The following is a 14,978-nucleotide window of genomic DNA, read 5'->3' as shown; positions in this document are numbered from 1 at the left end:
GCGTCGTGCGCTGCCAGCCTGTCGAGCACGGGCTGCCAACGGGGGTGGGTGAATTCAAGCCATAAAAAAACGGCCCGTTTGGGCCGTTTTTCATGATACCGGTTGTTGCAGAGCGACTTACAGGCTCTGGGTGAAGGTGCGGGTCACCACGTCACGCTGCTGTTCCGGGGTCAGTGCGTTGAAGCGCACGGCGTAGCCGGAGACGCGGATGGTCAGCTGCGGGTACTTCTCCGGGTTGGCGATGGCGTCTTCCAGGGTCTCGCGACGCAGGACGTTGACGTTCAGGTGCTGGCCACCTTCGACTGCCGGCTCGGCCTGTACCGGCAATTCACGGTATTCGAACTGGCCCAGGTCGGAGAGGCTGACTTCCTGATCGGCGGCAAAGGCATCACCCTTGGCGCAGATGCAGCGAGCCTGTTGCTTCTCTTCGTCCAGCAGCCAGAACGAGTTCAGCAGAGCGGCGTTGGCAGACTGGGTGATTTGGATGCCCTTGATCATGGTATGACTCCTCATAGGAAAGCGGATTCAACTGTAAGGACATTACCCTGATGTATTTAAACCACCGAGATGATTTAAAGGGCCCTTGCCTTACACCTTTACTTTGTTGGGTCATATATACCACGATGGTAATATTACGAAAATTGATCTAAATCAAAAAATACGCGATTTGCGCGGATGTGAAGGGATTAAATTATTGAGATTAATCAAAAATAGTTCATTTTTCTGATTATGAAAGATATCCAAATTATGCATCTTTCATTAATTAAATCTAGTAATTTAACTACATCTTTTCATGTTCCAGCCCGCTCGAAGCTGGATTCGCCATACAGTAGGTGAAGGGGATAAGCCAATGATGGGGATACGCCAAAGAGGTGAAGGAGAGGCTTAACCAAGGATAAAGAGGGCGATGGGGGTCGGCAGGCGAGCGGGAGAGTGGCCCAGCCATCGCCAGACGAGGCCATGGGGAGTCACGTGGGAGTTCGGTGCCGACCTCTTGCTCACCCGAAGATGGCCAGCAGCGACCGAAAGGTGAGCGCGGTGGCCACGGCTTGGCCGGGAGAAGGAACCCGCAGGGGCATCCTGGTTGCGTCTTGGGGGCTGGCCCCCTATCCTGAGCCCCTTGCTGCATTAATGGGGGCAGGGGGCGCGTGCTGGCCGATTGGCCTGCGTAAAAAGCAAGGTGACCCCGGGCCTGCCGTATTCATCGAGGATGGTGGCGTGCTGCGCTGTGCCCGTGTGGATGGACAGGGCGCAGGCCATCCATCCGGCCCTGTATATCGAGGAGAGAGGCGCACCGGCCTGCACGCATGAGCGGCTGAGTCGAAAGATAGCCTCCCCCGACAGATTCAATGAGGAGATTGGGGTGCTGACCTGGACTGATGTGATTGGCTCCGAGAAGGAGCAGGACTATTTCAAGGCAACCCTGGCGACCGTCAGGAGCGAGCGGGAGGCGGGCAAGGTGATCTACCCGCCGGCCACCGACGTGTTCAACGCCTTCAAGCTGACCGAGCTGGATCAGGTCAAGGTGGTGATCCTGGGTCAGGATCCCTATCACGGTCCGAACCAGGCCCATGGCCTCTGCTTCTCCGTCCTGCCCGGGGTGCGCACGCCTCCCTCGCTGGTGAACATCTACAAGGAGATGCAGCGGGATCTGCCGGGTTTTGTCACACCCAGTCACGGTTTTCTGGAGTCCTGGGCCACCCAGGGGGTATTGCTGCTCAATACCGTGCTGACGGTGCAGGCGGGCCAGGCCCACTCCCATGCCCATCTGGGTTGGGAAACCTTCACCGACCGGGTCATCGAGCAGATCAACGCCAGCTGTCAGGGGGTGGTCTTCCTGCTGTGGGGCGCCCACGCCCAGAAGAAGGGGCGTTTCATCGACAGGCAGCGTCATCACGTGCTGAGCGCGCCGCATCCCAGCCCGCTCTCTGCCCATCGCGGCTTCATCGGCTGCGGCCACTTCTCCGAGACCAACCGCTTGCTGAGCCAGCAGGGGATGAGCCCCATCAACTGGCACTCGGTCTGCGAATAGCGCGGGGCAGGCAGCTGGATTTGCTCCATCGGGAGGGCGAAACAGCATGTGCCATTGGCCGTTTTGTCTGCAGCTGACTTGATTGAGTGCAAAGTTGGCGCGATAAATGGCCGTATACTCGGATCAGAATCGTTTCATTTCAGCGCAAGGAGTGCCTATGTTAGCGAGTCTGCACAAGGATCATCTCAACATCGCCCGGTTGCTGGGTCTGCTCAAGCAGAAGCTGACAGCCATTCGCAGCGAAGAAAGGGTCAGCTATTTCCTGATCCGCGATGTGGTTGATTACCTGCGGGAGGTATCGGACAAGTATCACCATCCGAAGGAAGACATCATTTATGACTACTACCTCAAGTACCGGGTAGTGGAAGGGGATGTGGCCAACCGGCTGCAACAGGAGCATGCCAAGCTGGTGGAGGCCGGTGCCGAGCTCAGGGAGATGGTGGAGATGATCCTGATGGATGCGGTCATTCCGCTCGATCAGTTCACCGCCAAGCTGGAGCAGTTCGTGGCGCTGCAGGAGGCGCACATGAACTACGAAGAGGGGGTCATCTTCCCCCATCTGCGCGACTCACTGACCGAGGATGACTGGCGTCACCTCGAGCAGGTCTGGCAGAACCGCGCCATCGGGGATCCCCTGTTCGGGCCCGAGATCAGCCAGCACTTTCAGGATCTGGCCAAGCGCCTGTCGCTGCCGATCTCTTCCTGAGGATCGACACTCTCTTGAAAAACAAGGCCCCGGTTAACCGGGGCCTTGTTTTTACAACTCGATCTCGTCTGAGAGACCTTCGTAGGCGATGTCGATGGATTGCAGCTCCTTCTGCAGGCGATGCTTGTCTTTCAACGCCTCTATCTCACGCCATTTACGTTTTTTTCCCGTTGTCCCGCGGCTACGTGAACCGAGCTCAACTACATCTTCATAATCGAAGTTGAACATTTCCATGGCTCCCTCCTTGGTTATTCTCGTTTTCACCATCCGTATAACATACCGGCATTGAAAATAAAACGTTTTCGTGACGAACCCATGACAGCGGATCCTGCGCCCATAAAAAAAACCGGGTGCCCTTGCGGGAACCCGGTTTTTGTCGGCAGATGGCGCAGCGATCAGAGGCGGCTGGCCAGCATGGTTTCCAGCTTGCCTTGGTCGATAGCAAACATGCGGATGCCTTCGCCCAGCTTCTCGTGAGCCATGGCGTCCTGGTTCAGTTCCCAGCGGAATTCGGCTTCGGTCATCGGGGTCGGTTTGGCCTTGCGCTCGCCGGTGTAGTCCAGTTTGCGTACCACGGCACCTTCAGCCTTGCTCAGCTCTTCCAGCAGGGCCGGGCCAATGGTCAGGCGGTCGCAGCCGGCCAGTTCCAGGATCTCGCCGGTGTTGCGGAAGCTGGCACCCATGACCACGGTCGGGTAGTCGTGCTGCTTGTAGTAGTTGTAGATGGAGGTGACGGAGACCACGCCCGGATCTTCGCTGGCGGTGTAGTCACGGCCGTTCTTGGCCTTGTACCAGTCGAGGATGCGACCCACGAACGGGGAGATCAGGAAGGCGCCGGCTTCGGCACAGGCACGGGCCTGGGCGAAGGAGAACAGCAGGGTCAGGTTGCACTGGATACCCTCTTTCTCCAGTACCTCGGCGGCACGGATCCCCTCCCAGGTGGAGGCCAGCTTGATCAGGATGCGATCGTTGCTGATGCCGGCGTCGTTGTAGAGACGGATCAATTTGCGGGCCTTGGCGATGCTGGCCTCGGTGTCGAAGGAGAGACGGGCGTCCACTTCGGTGGAGATGCGGCCCGGGACGATCTTCAGCACTTCCAGACCGATGTTGACCGCCAGCTTGTCGCCCGCGTCGATGATTTGCTGTGCCTTGTCCTGGCTCTGGGCCTTGGCCCAGGTGACGGCGTCTTCGATCAGTGCCGCGTACTCGGGGATCTCGGATGCCTTCAACACCAGAGAGGGGTTGGTGGTGGCATCGATGGGCTGGTAGCGCTTGATGGCTTCGATATCGCCGGTGTCGGCGACAACTGTGGTCAGGGCTTTCAGCTGGGTTAATTTATCGGCCATGGCAAATATCATCTCTTTATGAGGGCGCACTCTCTTGGTGAGGACGCAGGCTCGGGGGTGGCGGGCGTGAGACGACAGTTCTGAAATAAAATTACAAAATCCCGGCGACTCAGGCTCAGAAAAGCGCGATGGGCAGGCCCCATCGTCATTGCCTGCCTAATTAATACGGATGTGGCGCATCCTGCAATAGGGGGGGCTGTATGCTTATCAGCCACTCCCTGGCGCAGGCGGGAAGGAGTGGATAAAAGTGTTTGATAAAAAACGACTTTTATCTGTTTTTAGTCGCTGAAATTATCCTTCGTCAAAAACAACTTTTTTGGTTGATTATCTGTTTTGTGCCCTCGATCACATAAATTGTGTGGTCAGCCACTTGAAATTTTATTACGTGTAAAACGTTTGGCGAAACCGGGCCGTTTTGGCATCCCCGATGGGTAAACGCTTGCGTAATGGTTTGCCTCCGTTTTCCCGCTTCTACCTCTATGTAGATAATTGCCAAAAGGTTTTCTTATGGGTCTAATTTGTTGGCCGATTGATTGGATTCTCAGTTTTGTTGAAATTTTGCGAGTTAAATGAAGCTTTATTGCGCTAAAACGCTCGTTTTTTGTTTCCGCAGTGATCCCGATCACTATTCTGAACTCCTTCGCTATGCTAGATTCCGCCCCTTTAGTGAACCGCAAATTCAGAAATCGACAGCAAGGGGTCAGCGCAGACTGACCATGGATGTGATAACAACGAGAGAAATATGGACACCTTGATCGCAATGATTAACGACCTGATGTGGGGAGCCGTGCTCATCTACCTGCTCATCGGCGTCGGCATCTTCTTTACCTTCCGTCTGGGTTTTATCCAGGTCCGCCACTTCGGCCACATGTTTTCCGTTTTGCGCAACAGCCGCAAATCAGACAAGGCCGGTATCTCCTCCTTCCAGGCCCTCTGTACCAGCCTCGCCGCCCGCGTCGGCACCGGCAACCTGGCCGGTGTGGCGGTGGCCATCTATCTGGGTGGCCCGGGCGCCATCTTCTGGATGTGGCTGATCGCCTTCATCGGCATGGCGACCGCCTTCGTCGAAAGCACCCTGGCCCAGCTCTACAAGGTCAAGGATGAGGATGGCAACTACCGTGGCGGCCCAGCCTACTACATGGAGAAGGGGCTCGGCATGCGCTGGATGGGGGTGCTGTTCTCGCTCTGCCTGATCCTGGCGTTCGGTCTGGTGTTCAACGCGGTGCAAGCCAACTCCATCAGCCTGGCGATGAACGTGGCCTTCGGCATCCCCGACTGGGTCAGCGGTCTGGCTCTGGTGGTGCTCTCCGGCCTCATCATCTTCGGCGGCATCCGCGGCATCGCCCGCTTCGCCGAGCTGGTGGTGCCCTTCATGGCACTGGCCTACATCCTGATGGCGCTGTTCGTGGTGCTGGTCAACATTCACGAGCTGCCGGGTGTGTTCAGCCTCATCATCAAGTCCGCTCTCGGCCTTGAGCAGGCAGGCTCGGGTGCACTGGGTTACGCCATCTCCCAGGCGATGATCAACGGCATCAAGCGCGGCCTCTTCTCCAACGAAGCCGGTATGGGCTCCGCCCCCAACGCCGCCGCAACTGCGACCCCCTATCCGCCGCACCCGGCCTCCCAGGGCTATGTGCAGATGCTGGGGGTGTTCCTCGACACCATCGTCATCTGTACCTGTACTGCCGCCATCATCCTGATGTCCGGCCAGTTTGAGCCAGGCTCAGGCATCACAGGTGTTGAGCTGACCCAGCGGGCGCTCTCCTCCCAGATCGGTGGCGGTGGCAACATCTTCATCGCGGCGGCCATCTTCTTCTTCGCCTTCACCTCCATCGTGGCGAACTACTCCTACGCCGAGACCAACCTGGTGTTCCTCGAGCACAACCACAAGGGCGGCCTGATGCTGTTCCGCCTGTTCGTGCTGGGCATGGTGATGTTCGGTTCGGTGGGCGAGCTGCCGACCGTGTGGGCCATGGCGGATGTCTCCATGGGGCTGATGGCCATCGTCAATCTGGTGGCGATTCTGCTGCTCTCGGGGGTAGCCATCAAGCTGGCCAAGGATTACAACGACCAGCTCAAGCTGGGCAAGCTGCCCACCTTCGATGCCAACAAGTACCCCGAGATCCGCAGCCAGCTGGAAGAGGGTATCTGGGACAATCCGGCGCAAAACAGCAAACAGGCATAAGCCTCGCAGTCGCCGTTGTCTGATAACAAGGGGAGCCATGGGCTCCCCTTTTGTTTGGGCGCCGTTTCATCGTCGTCACCTTTGGGCATCCCAGCGCCGGCAGATCTGACGCAGTCGTCGCCGTACCTTGTGCAAGGTGTGTTGACGCTACACTGCCGTCAGCTGTTGGCATCCCAGCACCGGCAGATCTGACGTAGTCGTCGTCGCAACTGGCACAAGGTATGTTGACGCTGCCTGGCCGTCAGCCGTGTGCATCCCAGCGCCGGCAGATTTGGTGCAGCCGGCGCCGCAACTGGTGCAGGGTGCGTTGGCGCTGCGTGGGAGACAGCGGGGCATAACGCCAGCGCCGGTAGAGCCAGGCCCCCTGTCGCAGCGGCCGCGCCAGCGAGGGTCTGAGATCGGCGAGGCGCTCGCACCAGCTGGCCAGGCTCTCCCCCGCCTGCGGTTGCCAGCCGTGGCGGGCGGCGCGCCGGCGCAGGGGCTGCCATAACCGCAGCCTGGCCGGGGTCGGGCCGCGCCAGAGCAGCAGGCCGCCCACCAGGCTGGCTACCCCCATCAGTGTGGCCAGAATAAGCCAGTGGGTATGGCCTGAGAGTGCCGGCCAGCGTTGCCCCAGCTGTTGCCACAGGCTGGCCGCATCATAGTTGAGTACCCAGCGGGTCCATTGGTAATCGAGGTTGGCCCCCCACCAGCGCAGCTGGTTGAGCAGGACCCAGTTGCGATAGCGCTGCAAAGAGAGCGGGTCAGCAGCGGCGAACTCGCCGCCAAGGGCCGCCGGCACGCCCCCCTCGATGCGCTGGGGCGCCACCGCGGCGGTGGGATCGAGCCGCTGCCAGCGGTTCTGCTCATCCAGATACTCCACCCAGGCGTGGGCGTCGAACTGGTGCACCTCCAGATAGTTGCCCCTCGGATTCCACTCGCCGCCAAGGTAGCCGGTCACCAGCCTGGCCGGGATGCCGGCCGCCCGTAGCACGAAGGCGGTGGCCATGGCGTAGTGGCCGCAAAAACCGCGCCGGCTCTCGAACAGAAAATCATCCACCCCGTCCTGCCCCAGCCGTGGTGGCTGCAGGGTGTAGTAGAAGTCGCCCTGACGAAACTCGCCCAGCAGGGCGGCGGCGAGCGCCTCCGGCGTCGGATGGCGGGCCTTGAGCATCAGGGCGTGGGCCCGCGCCTTGGGGTTGCCGGTGGCGGGCAACTGCAGGTTGAGCTGGCGGGTCGCCTGGCTGGCTGGTGGCGCCGTGGCGGCCGTGCTGACCCGGTAGCTGACGCGGCTATCCCCCCGATCGCGACGATAGAGGGTGGCGAGGGGGCTCAAGGTGACCGGGCCGCTCAATACTTCGGGGTTGGCCAGGGCCAGAGTCCAGCGGTGGCGCTGGGGCTCGGCGATCACCTGATAGCCGCCGGCAGGCAGCGGTGTCGCCGGGTTGGCCGCCGGCTGCGTCTGCACGGACTGAGACTGTTGCCAGCGGCGCACCTCATCGCTTAACAACCAGCGGCGGCCATCGAACAGCTCCTGGCGCATCAGCGGGAAGTAGCGCTCCTGGGGCAGGGGGGGCGCTGAGGCGAAGCTGATGCGAAAAGCGAGCTCGGAGGAGTTGACCAGCTCGTTGATGTCGCCGGGGGCCACCTCCTCCGAGAGGCCGGAGAGGGCGCGGTTGCTGCTTGGCATCTGCCAGAGCGGCGGTAGCCTTGGCAGCAGCAGAAACAGAGTGAGCAGCAGGGGTGCGGTCAGCAGCAGGGTGACGCCGGCGCGCAGCCATAGTCGCTGGCCGAGGGGCTGCACCGCCGCCAGCAGGGTGGTGACCGCCAACCAGAGTGCCCCCGCCATTGCCAGGGCCCAGCCCATGCTTTGCCGCTGCACCAGCGCCAGCGCGACCAGAAAGAAGGCGAGCAGCAGCACCTGCTCCACATCCCGCTCCCGCCGTACCTCGATGAGCTTGAGACCGTAGCCGAGCCAGAGCAGGTTGATGAGGGCCGGCAGGGTGCCGAGCTGGCGCCACTGCCAGCCCAGCAGTGCCACACCCAGTATGGCCAGCAGAGCCAGTGCGGCGGCGGGCAGTGGGCGCCAGCCCCGCCACAGCATCATGGCCCGCACGCCCAGGGCAAGCAGCGAGACGGCCATCACCCAGAGCTGCAGCTGGGGCCAGAGGGCCGGGATCAGCAGCAACTGCAGCAGGGCGAGCAGCGGCAGCAGGCGCCGGTTATCGAGCAGCATCGAGGTCGACCTCCTGCGGCGACTCCACGGCATCGACGCGAGCCAGCGCCAGCTGGCAGCGCTGCAAAAAGGCGGGGCCACTGTCCGGCCCGAGCGTCCGGCCCGCCAGGGTCAGGCTGAAGGGAATGCCCCGTTTGGCATAGTCGTCACACCACCAGGCGAGCACCGCCAGCCTCGCTTCGAGATCCTGGCCGCCAACCCGGGAGAGGGAGAGGTGGGTATCATCCTGCCCCGGCTCGCAAAACTGCTTCACCAGCAGGCCGCGCCCCTGGGCGAGCTGTTTCCAGGCAACCCGGCTGAGCGGCTCGCCGCTCTGGTGGGCCCGCAGCATGTCGAAATCTCCCATCGAGGCCGGGGTGGGTTGTCCCCGGTTGCCCGCCGCGTCGGTCGCGGCCTCCCCGCGCAAGGGGCCGTACGCGGGGGCCGGGGCGAGCCAGCCCTCCAGTTGCAAATCCAGCAGCGACCAGCAGCGAAACAGGCCGAGGGGGTAGCGGCTCTCCACTCGCAGCCTCTCCAGCGACAGGCGCCCGCGCCGGCTACCCAGCACCGGCAGGAGCAGGGGTTGGGGCACCGCATCCACCTGCGCCAGCCAAAGCCGCCCTTCATTGAGGGAAAACTGCAGTGCCTGCAACGGCCGTTCGCTGCGCACCGTGATGCGCATGGGCAAGGGGCTGCCCACCTCTCCCAGCACGGCAGACCCCCCCAGCAGGGCCAGCCCCAGCAGGTTGCGGTGGGTGAGCCACATGGTGACCATGAACAGGCTGCCGAGGCCGTAGGCCAGCAGCAATACCAGGTTGTTCTGGTAGTTGGTGCCGAGCAGATAGATGGCCAGCATCACCAGCAGATAGCAGAGGCCGAGCCGGGTAGGCAGAATGAACAGGCAGCGCCCCTGCAGGGTGAGCTGGCGCGCCGGCGGGATGCGCCTGGCCAGCCAGCCTTGCTGCCACCTGGCTCTGCGCTGGCGCCAGTTCATCAGGGGCGATCCGGATCGACCCGGGCCAGCAGGCGCTGGCTGAGCGGGCAGGCTTCACCGCGCTGCACCCCGAAGCTCCCCCTGAGCCTGTGCTCGGCCACGTAGGGGAAGACCGCCTGCACATCCTCCACGCTGACGAAGCGGCGGCCCGCCACCAGCGCCCAGGCCCGGCTCACCGCCAGCAGGGTCTGGGCGGCGCGGGGCGAGAGCGGCTGCGGCAGCTCGGCGTCGAAGCGGCTCTGCTGCACCAGTGCCAGCAGGTAGTCGAGGGTGGCATCGGCGAGGTGGATCTGCGCCGCCTCGGCCTGCAGGGCGGCGAGATCTGCGGCATCGAGCTGGCGTTCGAGGGGGGCGCTCTGGCTGGCCCCACGCAGCAGCCGCCGCTCCGCCTCCGGGGTCGGAAAGCCCAGAGAGAGGCGCACCGCGAAGCGATCGAGCTGGGATTCCGGCAAGGGGTAGGTGCCCGATTGATCCGCCGGGTTCTGGGTGGCGATGACGAAGAAGGGGGAGGGGAGCGGGTGGCTCTGCCCCTCGATGCTCACCTTGCCCTCGGCCATGGCCTCCAGCAGGGCGCTCTGCACCTTGGGGCTGGCGCGGTTGATCTCGTCCGCCAGCAGCACCTGGGCAAAGACTGGGCCGGGGTGAAAGCGAAACTGCTGCTGCTGGGGGTCAAAGATCTGCAGCCCCAGCAGGTCGGCCGGCAGCAGATCGGCGGTGAACTGCACCCGCCGGCAGTCGAGCCCCAGCACCTGCGCCAGGGCGTGGGCCAGGGTGGTCTTGCCCATGCCGGGCAGATCCTCGATCAGCAGGTGGCCGCGGGCCAGCAGGGTCACCAGGGCAATCTTGAGCTGCAGCGGCTTGCCCAGGATCACCTGCTCCAGCGCCGTCAGCAGCCGGGTTATCTGTGGTTGTGTCTGCACGGGTGCCTCCCCTCGGTGTCGTTGCCCCTACAGCTTATACGCCAGCGGCATGACAAGGGGGACAAGTCATGGATAACTCATTGAATCTGGATGGTTTGGTTGGCAACTTCACATTGGCTTCACAGAACTTCATACTCCACACATGATTCGAAGATATGCTCTCACCACTGCTAGTTATTGAGTCAGCAAACCTACATATAGATTTAGGAGAAGGTTCTATGAAACAACGAAAAACCATCCTGTGGGGGGCTGTGGCCACTCTGATGTGGACCGGTCTGGCCCATGCCGAAGCCACTTCACCGGCCGATCCCCTGCGCTCCGTGGTCGATGCCAGCATCCAACCGTTGCTCAAAGAGCAACGGATCCCGGGCATGGCGGTGGCAGTGCTCAAGGATGGCAAGGCTCACTACTTCAACTACGGGGTTGCCGAGCTGGCGACGGGGAAGAAGGTCAGCGAGCAGACCCTGTTCGAGATTGGCTCGGTCAGCAAGACCCTGACCGCTACCCTGGGGGCCTACGCTGTGGTCAAGGGGAGCATTGGGCTGGATGACAAGGTGAGCCGGCACGCTCCCTGGCTCAAGGGCTCCGCCTTTGATGGCATTACCATGGCCGAGCTTGCCACTTACAGTGCCGGGGGTCTGCCGCTGCAATTCCCCGACGAGGTGGAATCGCTCGAGCAGATGCAGGCTTACTATCGCCAGTGGACGCCGGCCTATCAACCAGGCAGCCATCGCCAGTACTCCAACCCCAGTATCGGCCTGTTCGGCTATCTGGCGGCGAGCAGTCTGCAGCAGCCGTTTGCCCAGTTGATGGAGCAGACCCTGCTGCCCGGGCTCGGCCTGCATCACACCTATATCAATGTGCCGAAGCAGGCGATGGCGAACTACGCCTATGGCTATTCGAAAGAGGACAAGCCCATCAGGGTCACGCCAGGGGTGCTGGCGGACGAGGCCTACGGCATCAAGACCAGCTCGGCTGATCTGCTCGCCTTCGTGAAGGCCAACATCAACGGGGTGGATGACAAGGGATTGCAGCAGGCCATCGCTTTGACCCACCAGGGGCGCTACTCGGTAGGCGAGATGACCCAGGGGCTGGGCTGGGAGAGTTACCCCTATCCGGTCAGCGAGCAGACGCTGCTGACGGGCAACTCGGCCCAGGTGATCATGAAGGCCAATCCGACGACGGCCGCGCCGAAGGAGATGGGGAGCCAGCGGCTCTTCAACAAGACCGGCTCGACCAACGGCTTTGGCGCCTATGTGGTCTTCGTGCCGGCCAAGGGAGTGGGCATCGTCATGCTGGCCAACCGCAACTACCCCATCCAGGAGAGGGTAAAGGCGGCCCACGCCATCCTGAGCAAGCTGGCTCCCTGAGTCGGCACTGGCCGCGGGTCACGGCGCCATTTGCTGTAACCCACCTGTTCTGAAAAACGCCGGGCTTTGCCCGGCGTTGTCATCTGGTCTGGGGGTGGCAGTAAAATAAAGACCCGTTTGAGATTAACAAAACTAATCCCGCCGTATTAGAAAACTTCACTGATAGTTTAGTTACAAGTGTGATCTACGGCTTATTTGCTTCATATGTAGTTAATTATCATAAATAGTAATGATTGCTCGATGTTTTAACGTTATGCGGTGAATGCCGGGCCATCTTGACTGGAAGCGAGTCGCGGCAGGAGAGGAAGGCCCGTTCGATCCCCATTTTTGGTTGCCCGCCGATATTCGGTCTGCCGCCAGCAAGGGATCGATGACCCGAGCAGGGAGGTTCATGGCATGGCGAAAACCATCGCCCCCTCAGCATCACCCCATCCGGGCCAGTCGGCCTGTTCCCCCCTTCGTCTGCATCGCGGCAGCAAGCTTGCGACCCCTGGCCAACCCGGCTGCGGGGCCGCTCACATGAATAAGAAAATACATACAGACAGGTAGGTTAGCATGCGTCCATCCACCCCGACCGGGTTGTTGCAACAACCAAAACCCTTTTTCATGATCTTCTTCGTCGAGCTCTGGGAGCGCTTCGGCTATTACGGCGTCCAGGGCCTGCTGGCGGTGTTCTTCGTCCAGCAGCTGGGCTTTTCCCAGGAGCAGTCCTTTATCACCTTCGGTGCCTTCTCGGCGCTGGTGTACGGCCTCATCTCGGTGGGCGGTTACGTGGGTGACCATATTCTGGGGACCAAGCGCACCATGGTGCTGGGGGCCATTGTACTGGTCATCGGCTACTTCATGACCGGCATGTCCATCTACAACCCCGATCTCATCTTCTATGCACTGGGTACCATCGCCGTCGGCAACTGCCTGTTCAAGGCCAACCCCGCCAGCCTGCTCGCCAAGTGCTACGAGCCCGGTGATCCCCGGCTGGATGGCGCCTTCACCCTGTTTTACATGTCGATCAATGTCGGCTCGCTCATCTCCCTGTCGCTGGCTCCCGTGGTGGCCGATCACTACGGCTACACAGTGACCTACAACCTGTGCGGGGTTGGCCTGGTGATCGCCCTGCTCACCTTCTTCGCCTGCCGTCGCATGGTCAAGGGAATAGGCTCGGCCCCCGATCACCTGCCGCTCGACTACGGCAAGCTGCTGCTGGTGCTGCTGGGCTCGGTCGCCCTGGTCTTCTTCTGCGCCTGGTTGATGCACCACGTGGTGATCGCCAACATGGTGCTGATGACGGTGACCCTGGCCGTGGTGGTCTTCTTCTTTCGCGAGGCGTTCAAGCTTGACAGCGTCGGGCGCAACAAGATGTACGTGGCCTTCGTGCTGATGCTGGAGGCGGTGGTGTTCTACGTGCTCTATGCCCAGATGCCGACCTCGCTCAACTTCTTTGCCATCAACAACATGCACCATGAAATGCTGGGGGTGACCGTCAACCCGGTCAGCTTCCAGGCGCTCAACCCCTTCTGGGTGGTGCTGGGCAGCCCGGTGCTGGCGATGATCTATACCCGGCTGGGCAGCCAGGGGCGGGATCTCACCATGCCGCTCAAGTTCACCCTGGGCATGCTGTTCTGTTCCCTCGGTTTTCTCACCGCGGCGGCGTCCGGCATCTGGTTTGCCGATGCGCAGGGACTCACCTCACCCTGGTTCATGGTGCTCATCTATCTGTTCCAGAGTCTGGGGGAGCTGATGATCAGCGCCCTGGGGCTGGCCATGGTGGCGGCGCTGGTGCCGCAGCGGCTGATGGGCTTCATCCTCGGCATGTGGTTCCTGACCCAGGCGATGGCCTCCCTGCTCGGGGGCTATGTGGCGACCTTTACCGCGGTGCCGCAAGGGGTGACGGATCCGCTGCAGACCCTGCCCATCTACACGGACGTGTTTGGCAAGATTGGTCTGGTGACCCTGCTGGTGGCGGGGGTGATGGGGCTGATGGTGCCCTGGCTCAACCGCATGATGCAGGCCGGTGAGCGCCATGGCGAGGAGGAGGAGCTGTCGCAGGCCAAGGCCTGAGAGGGGCAGAAGGGGTGAGGCGCACGAGCGCCTCACCCCGGCAGATCAGTCGTATTGCTCTTCCATCCAGGCTTCCAGGATGAGCTGGGCGGAGACGCCATCCACGCTCCCCTTCTCCAGCGCCCTATAGCCACCCTGTTCGAACAGGCGGGCGCGGGCATCGGTGGTGGTGAGCCGCTCGTCCTTGAACTCCACCTGCTTGCCGAAACGGCCGTGCAGGCGGTTGCCGAACTTGCGGGCGCGCACCGTGATCTCCTGCTCGGTGCCGTCCATGTTGAGCGGCAGACCCACCACCAGCAGGTCCGGTTGCCACTCCTTGAGCAGCTTGTCTATTTCGTCCCAGTTGGGGATGCCGTCGTTGGCCTTGAGGGCGCGCAGCGGGCGGGCCGTGCCGGTGAGCTCCTGACCGATGGCGACCCCTATGCTCTTGGTGCCGTAGTCAAAGCCCATGATACTGCGTGATGACATTGGGTAATTTCCTCAGAATGCGTCGCAAATTGCACAGCAGATTGCATCAGCCGTGGCCGATGTCGCTGGACAGGTGAACGGGATTGACCCCGATGCTGGCGGCGGCGCGTTGCCAACGCTGGTGGATGGGGGTCTTGAACACCAGATCCGGATTGGGGGGGATCACCAGCCAGGCGCCGTCCACCAGCTCCTGTTCCAGTTGCCCCGCGCTCCAGCCGGCGTAACCGAGCGCCACCAGCCAGTGTGCCGGTGCCTCCTCGGTACCCAGGGTCTCCAGTATGTCCTTGGAGGTGGTGACCATCAGCTCATCCCCCACCTGCAGGGTGGAGTTGAAACCGGGGCGGAAGCTGTGCAGCACGAAGCCGCGATCGGCGTGAACCGGCCCCCCCTGCAGCACCGGCTGCTTGAGTTCCGGGTTGGCGGGCGGTGCCAGCTTGAGCTGATCCAGCATGGTCTCCAGCGACATGTCCACCGGAATATTGACCACCAGCCCCATGGCGCCCTCTTCGTTGTGCTCGCACAGATAGACCAGCGAGCGCTCGAAATAGGGGTCGGTGAGGCTCGGCATGGCGAGCAGGAAGTGATTTTGCAGTGTTTGCATATGGGCCAAATATTGCAAAGGTATTTGAAGTCAATTATGGCAGCTCGCTTCGTCTGGCAAAACCGCTTTTTGGGCGGCTGGCTCAGACCAGTCAATCTGTTTCA

13 protein-coding genes are annotated in these 14,978 nt (G+C 61.6%); 5 read left to right on the top strand and 8 right to left on the bottom strand.

What is annotated here, in order from left to right; translation table 11 throughout:
- Positions 1-117: 117 nt before the first annotated feature.
- Positions 118-498, bottom strand: a complete 381-nt coding sequence (grcA, locus tag I6L33_RS20300; RefSeq protein WP_005298483.1) for an autonomous glycyl radical cofactor GrcA — start codon at positions 496-498, stop codon at positions 118-120.
- Between the two features lie 865 nt (positions 499-1,363).
- Here grcA and ung point away from each other — a divergent pair.
- On the top strand, positions 1,364-2,032 hold the full coding sequence (gene ung / locus I6L33_RS20295) for a uracil-DNA glycosylase (RefSeq protein ID WP_005298484.1): 669 nt from the start codon (positions 1,364-1,366) through the stop codon (positions 2,030-2,032).
- A gap of 157 nt (positions 2,033-2,189) precedes the next feature.
- On the top strand, positions 2,190-2,738 hold the full coding sequence (locus I6L33_RS20290) for a hemerythrin domain-containing protein (RefSeq protein WP_216973233.1): 549 nt from the start codon (positions 2,190-2,192) through the stop codon (positions 2,736-2,738).
- Positions 2,739-2,789: 51 nt separating this feature from the next.
- On the opposite strand, the gene I6L33_RS20285 is transcribed toward I6L33_RS20290, so the two are convergent.
- Together I6L33_RS20285 and tal are read right to left on the bottom strand one after the other, a co-directional pair.
- Entirely contained in the window at positions 2,790-2,972 is a 183-nt protein-coding gene (locus I6L33_RS20285) for a DUF3545 family protein (RefSeq protein WP_005298488.1), read from the bottom strand.
- 161 nt (positions 2,973-3,133) lie between these two features.
- Positions 3,134-4,084: a transaldolase gene (gene tal, locus I6L33_RS20280; protein ID WP_010633233.1), complete on the bottom strand. Its 951-nt coding sequence runs from the start codon at positions 4,082-4,084 to the stop codon at positions 3,134-3,136.
- A 742-nt stretch (positions 4,085-4,826) separates the two neighbouring features.
- Between tal and I6L33_RS20275 the strand changes: the two genes are divergently transcribed.
- A complete protein-coding gene (locus tag I6L33_RS20275; protein ID WP_005298492.1) occupies positions 4,827-6,269 on the top strand; it encodes a sodium:alanine symporter family protein in 1,443 nt (480 codons plus the stop codon).
- A gap of 241 nt (positions 6,270-6,510) precedes the next feature.
- On the opposite strand, the gene I6L33_RS20270 is transcribed toward I6L33_RS20275, so the two are convergent.
- From I6L33_RS20270 to I6L33_RS20260, 3 genes are read right to left on the bottom strand one after another with little or no spacing between them, the layout of a single operon-like run.
- Positions 6,511-8,484, bottom strand: a complete 1,974-nt coding sequence (locus I6L33_RS20270; protein WP_216973232.1) for a DUF3488 and transglutaminase-like domain-containing protein — start codon at positions 8,482-8,484, stop codon at positions 6,511-6,513.
- Positions 8,471-9,457 (bottom strand): DUF58 domain-containing protein, encoded by a 987-nt coding sequence (locus tag I6L33_RS20265; protein WP_216973231.1) that lies wholly within the window; start codon positions 9,455-9,457, stop codon positions 8,471-8,473. Before I6L33_RS20265 ends, I6L33_RS20270 begins: the two co-directional genes overlap by 14 nt.
- A complete protein-coding gene (locus I6L33_RS20260; RefSeq protein ID WP_005298498.1) occupies positions 9,457-10,377 on the bottom strand; it encodes a MoxR family ATPase in 921 nt (306 codons plus the stop codon). The genes I6L33_RS20265 and I6L33_RS20260 overlap by 1 nt, the downstream gene beginning before the upstream one ends.
- Before the next feature lie 218 nt (positions 10,378-10,595).
- On the opposite strand from I6L33_RS20260, the gene blaAQU reads away from it, so the two are divergent.
- The gene (gene blaAQU / locus I6L33_RS20255) at positions 10,596-11,747 is read left to right on the top strand and encodes an AQU family class C beta-lactamase (RefSeq protein WP_215269943.1); all 1,152 of its coding nucleotides are present in this window, start codon (positions 10,596-10,598) and stop codon (positions 11,745-11,747) included.
- A 555-nt stretch (positions 11,748-12,302) separates the two neighbouring features.
- Entirely contained in the window at positions 12,303-13,805 is a 1,503-nt protein-coding gene (gene dtpB, locus I6L33_RS20250; protein ID WP_005303329.1) for a dipeptide/tripeptide permease DtpB, read from the top strand.
- A 45-nt stretch (positions 13,806-13,850) separates the two neighbouring features.
- Here dtpB and ruvX read toward each other — a convergent pair whose 3' ends face one another.
- On the bottom strand, positions 13,851-14,273 hold the full coding sequence (ruvX, locus tag I6L33_RS20245) for a Holliday junction resolvase RuvX (protein ID WP_005303327.1): 423 nt from the start codon (positions 14,271-14,273) through the stop codon (positions 13,851-13,853).
- A 46-nt stretch (positions 14,274-14,319) separates the two neighbouring features.
- Entirely contained in the window at positions 14,320-14,874 is a 555-nt protein-coding gene (locus tag I6L33_RS20240; protein ID WP_005303325.1) for a YqgE/AlgH family protein, read from the bottom strand.
- Positions 14,875-14,978: the final 104 nt, after the last annotated feature.

It is taken from the genome of Aeromonas sp. FDAARGOS 1403 (assembly GCF_019047325.1).
GTDB classification, from domain to species: Bacteria; Pseudomonadota; Gammaproteobacteria; order Enterobacterales; family Aeromonadaceae; genus Aeromonas; species Aeromonas dhakensis.
Note: the sequence above shows the minus strand (reverse complement) of the source record. Positions and strands in the feature narration are given on the sequence as shown.

Excerpts from the sequence above, each read along its gene's own strand:
- grcA (WP_005298483.1), bottom strand. The coding sequence starts at position 498 with ATGATCAAGGGCATCCAAATCACCCAGTCTGCCAACGCCGCTCTGCTG.
- I6L33_RS20290 (WP_216973233.1), top strand. The coding sequence starts at position 2,190 with ATGTTAGCGAGTCTGCACAAGGATCATCTCAACATCGCCCGGTTGCTG.
- I6L33_RS20285 (WP_005298488.1), bottom strand. The coding sequence starts at position 2,972 with ATGGAAATGTTCAACTTCGATTATGAAGATGTAGTTGAGCTCGGTTCA.
- tal (WP_010633233.1), bottom strand. The coding sequence starts at position 4,084 with ATGGCCGATAAATTAACCCAGCTGAAAGCCCTGACCACAGTTGTCGCC.
- I6L33_RS20275 (WP_005298492.1), top strand. The coding sequence starts at position 4,827 with ATGGACACCTTGATCGCAATGATTAACGACCTGATGTGGGGAGCCGTG.
- I6L33_RS20270 (WP_216973232.1), bottom strand. The coding sequence starts at position 8,484 with ATGCTGCTCGATAACCGGCGCCTGCTGCCGCTGCTCGCCCTGCTGCAG.
- I6L33_RS20265 (WP_216973231.1), bottom strand. The coding sequence starts at position 9,457 with ATGAACTGGCGCCAGCGCAGAGCCAGGTGGCAGCAAGGCTGGCTGGCC.
- blaAQU (WP_215269943.1), top strand. The coding sequence starts at position 10,596 with ATGAAACAACGAAAAACCATCCTGTGGGGGGCTGTGGCCACTCTGATG.
- dtpB (WP_005303329.1), top strand. The coding sequence starts at position 12,303 with ATGCGTCCATCCACCCCGACCGGGTTGTTGCAACAACCAAAACCCTTT.
- ruvX (WP_005303327.1), bottom strand. The coding sequence starts at position 14,273 with ATGTCATCACGCAGTATCATGGGCTTTGACTACGGCACCAAGAGCATA.
- I6L33_RS20240 (WP_005303325.1), bottom strand. The coding sequence starts at position 14,874 with ATGCAAACACTGCAAAATCACTTCCTGCTCGCCATGCCGAGCCTCACC.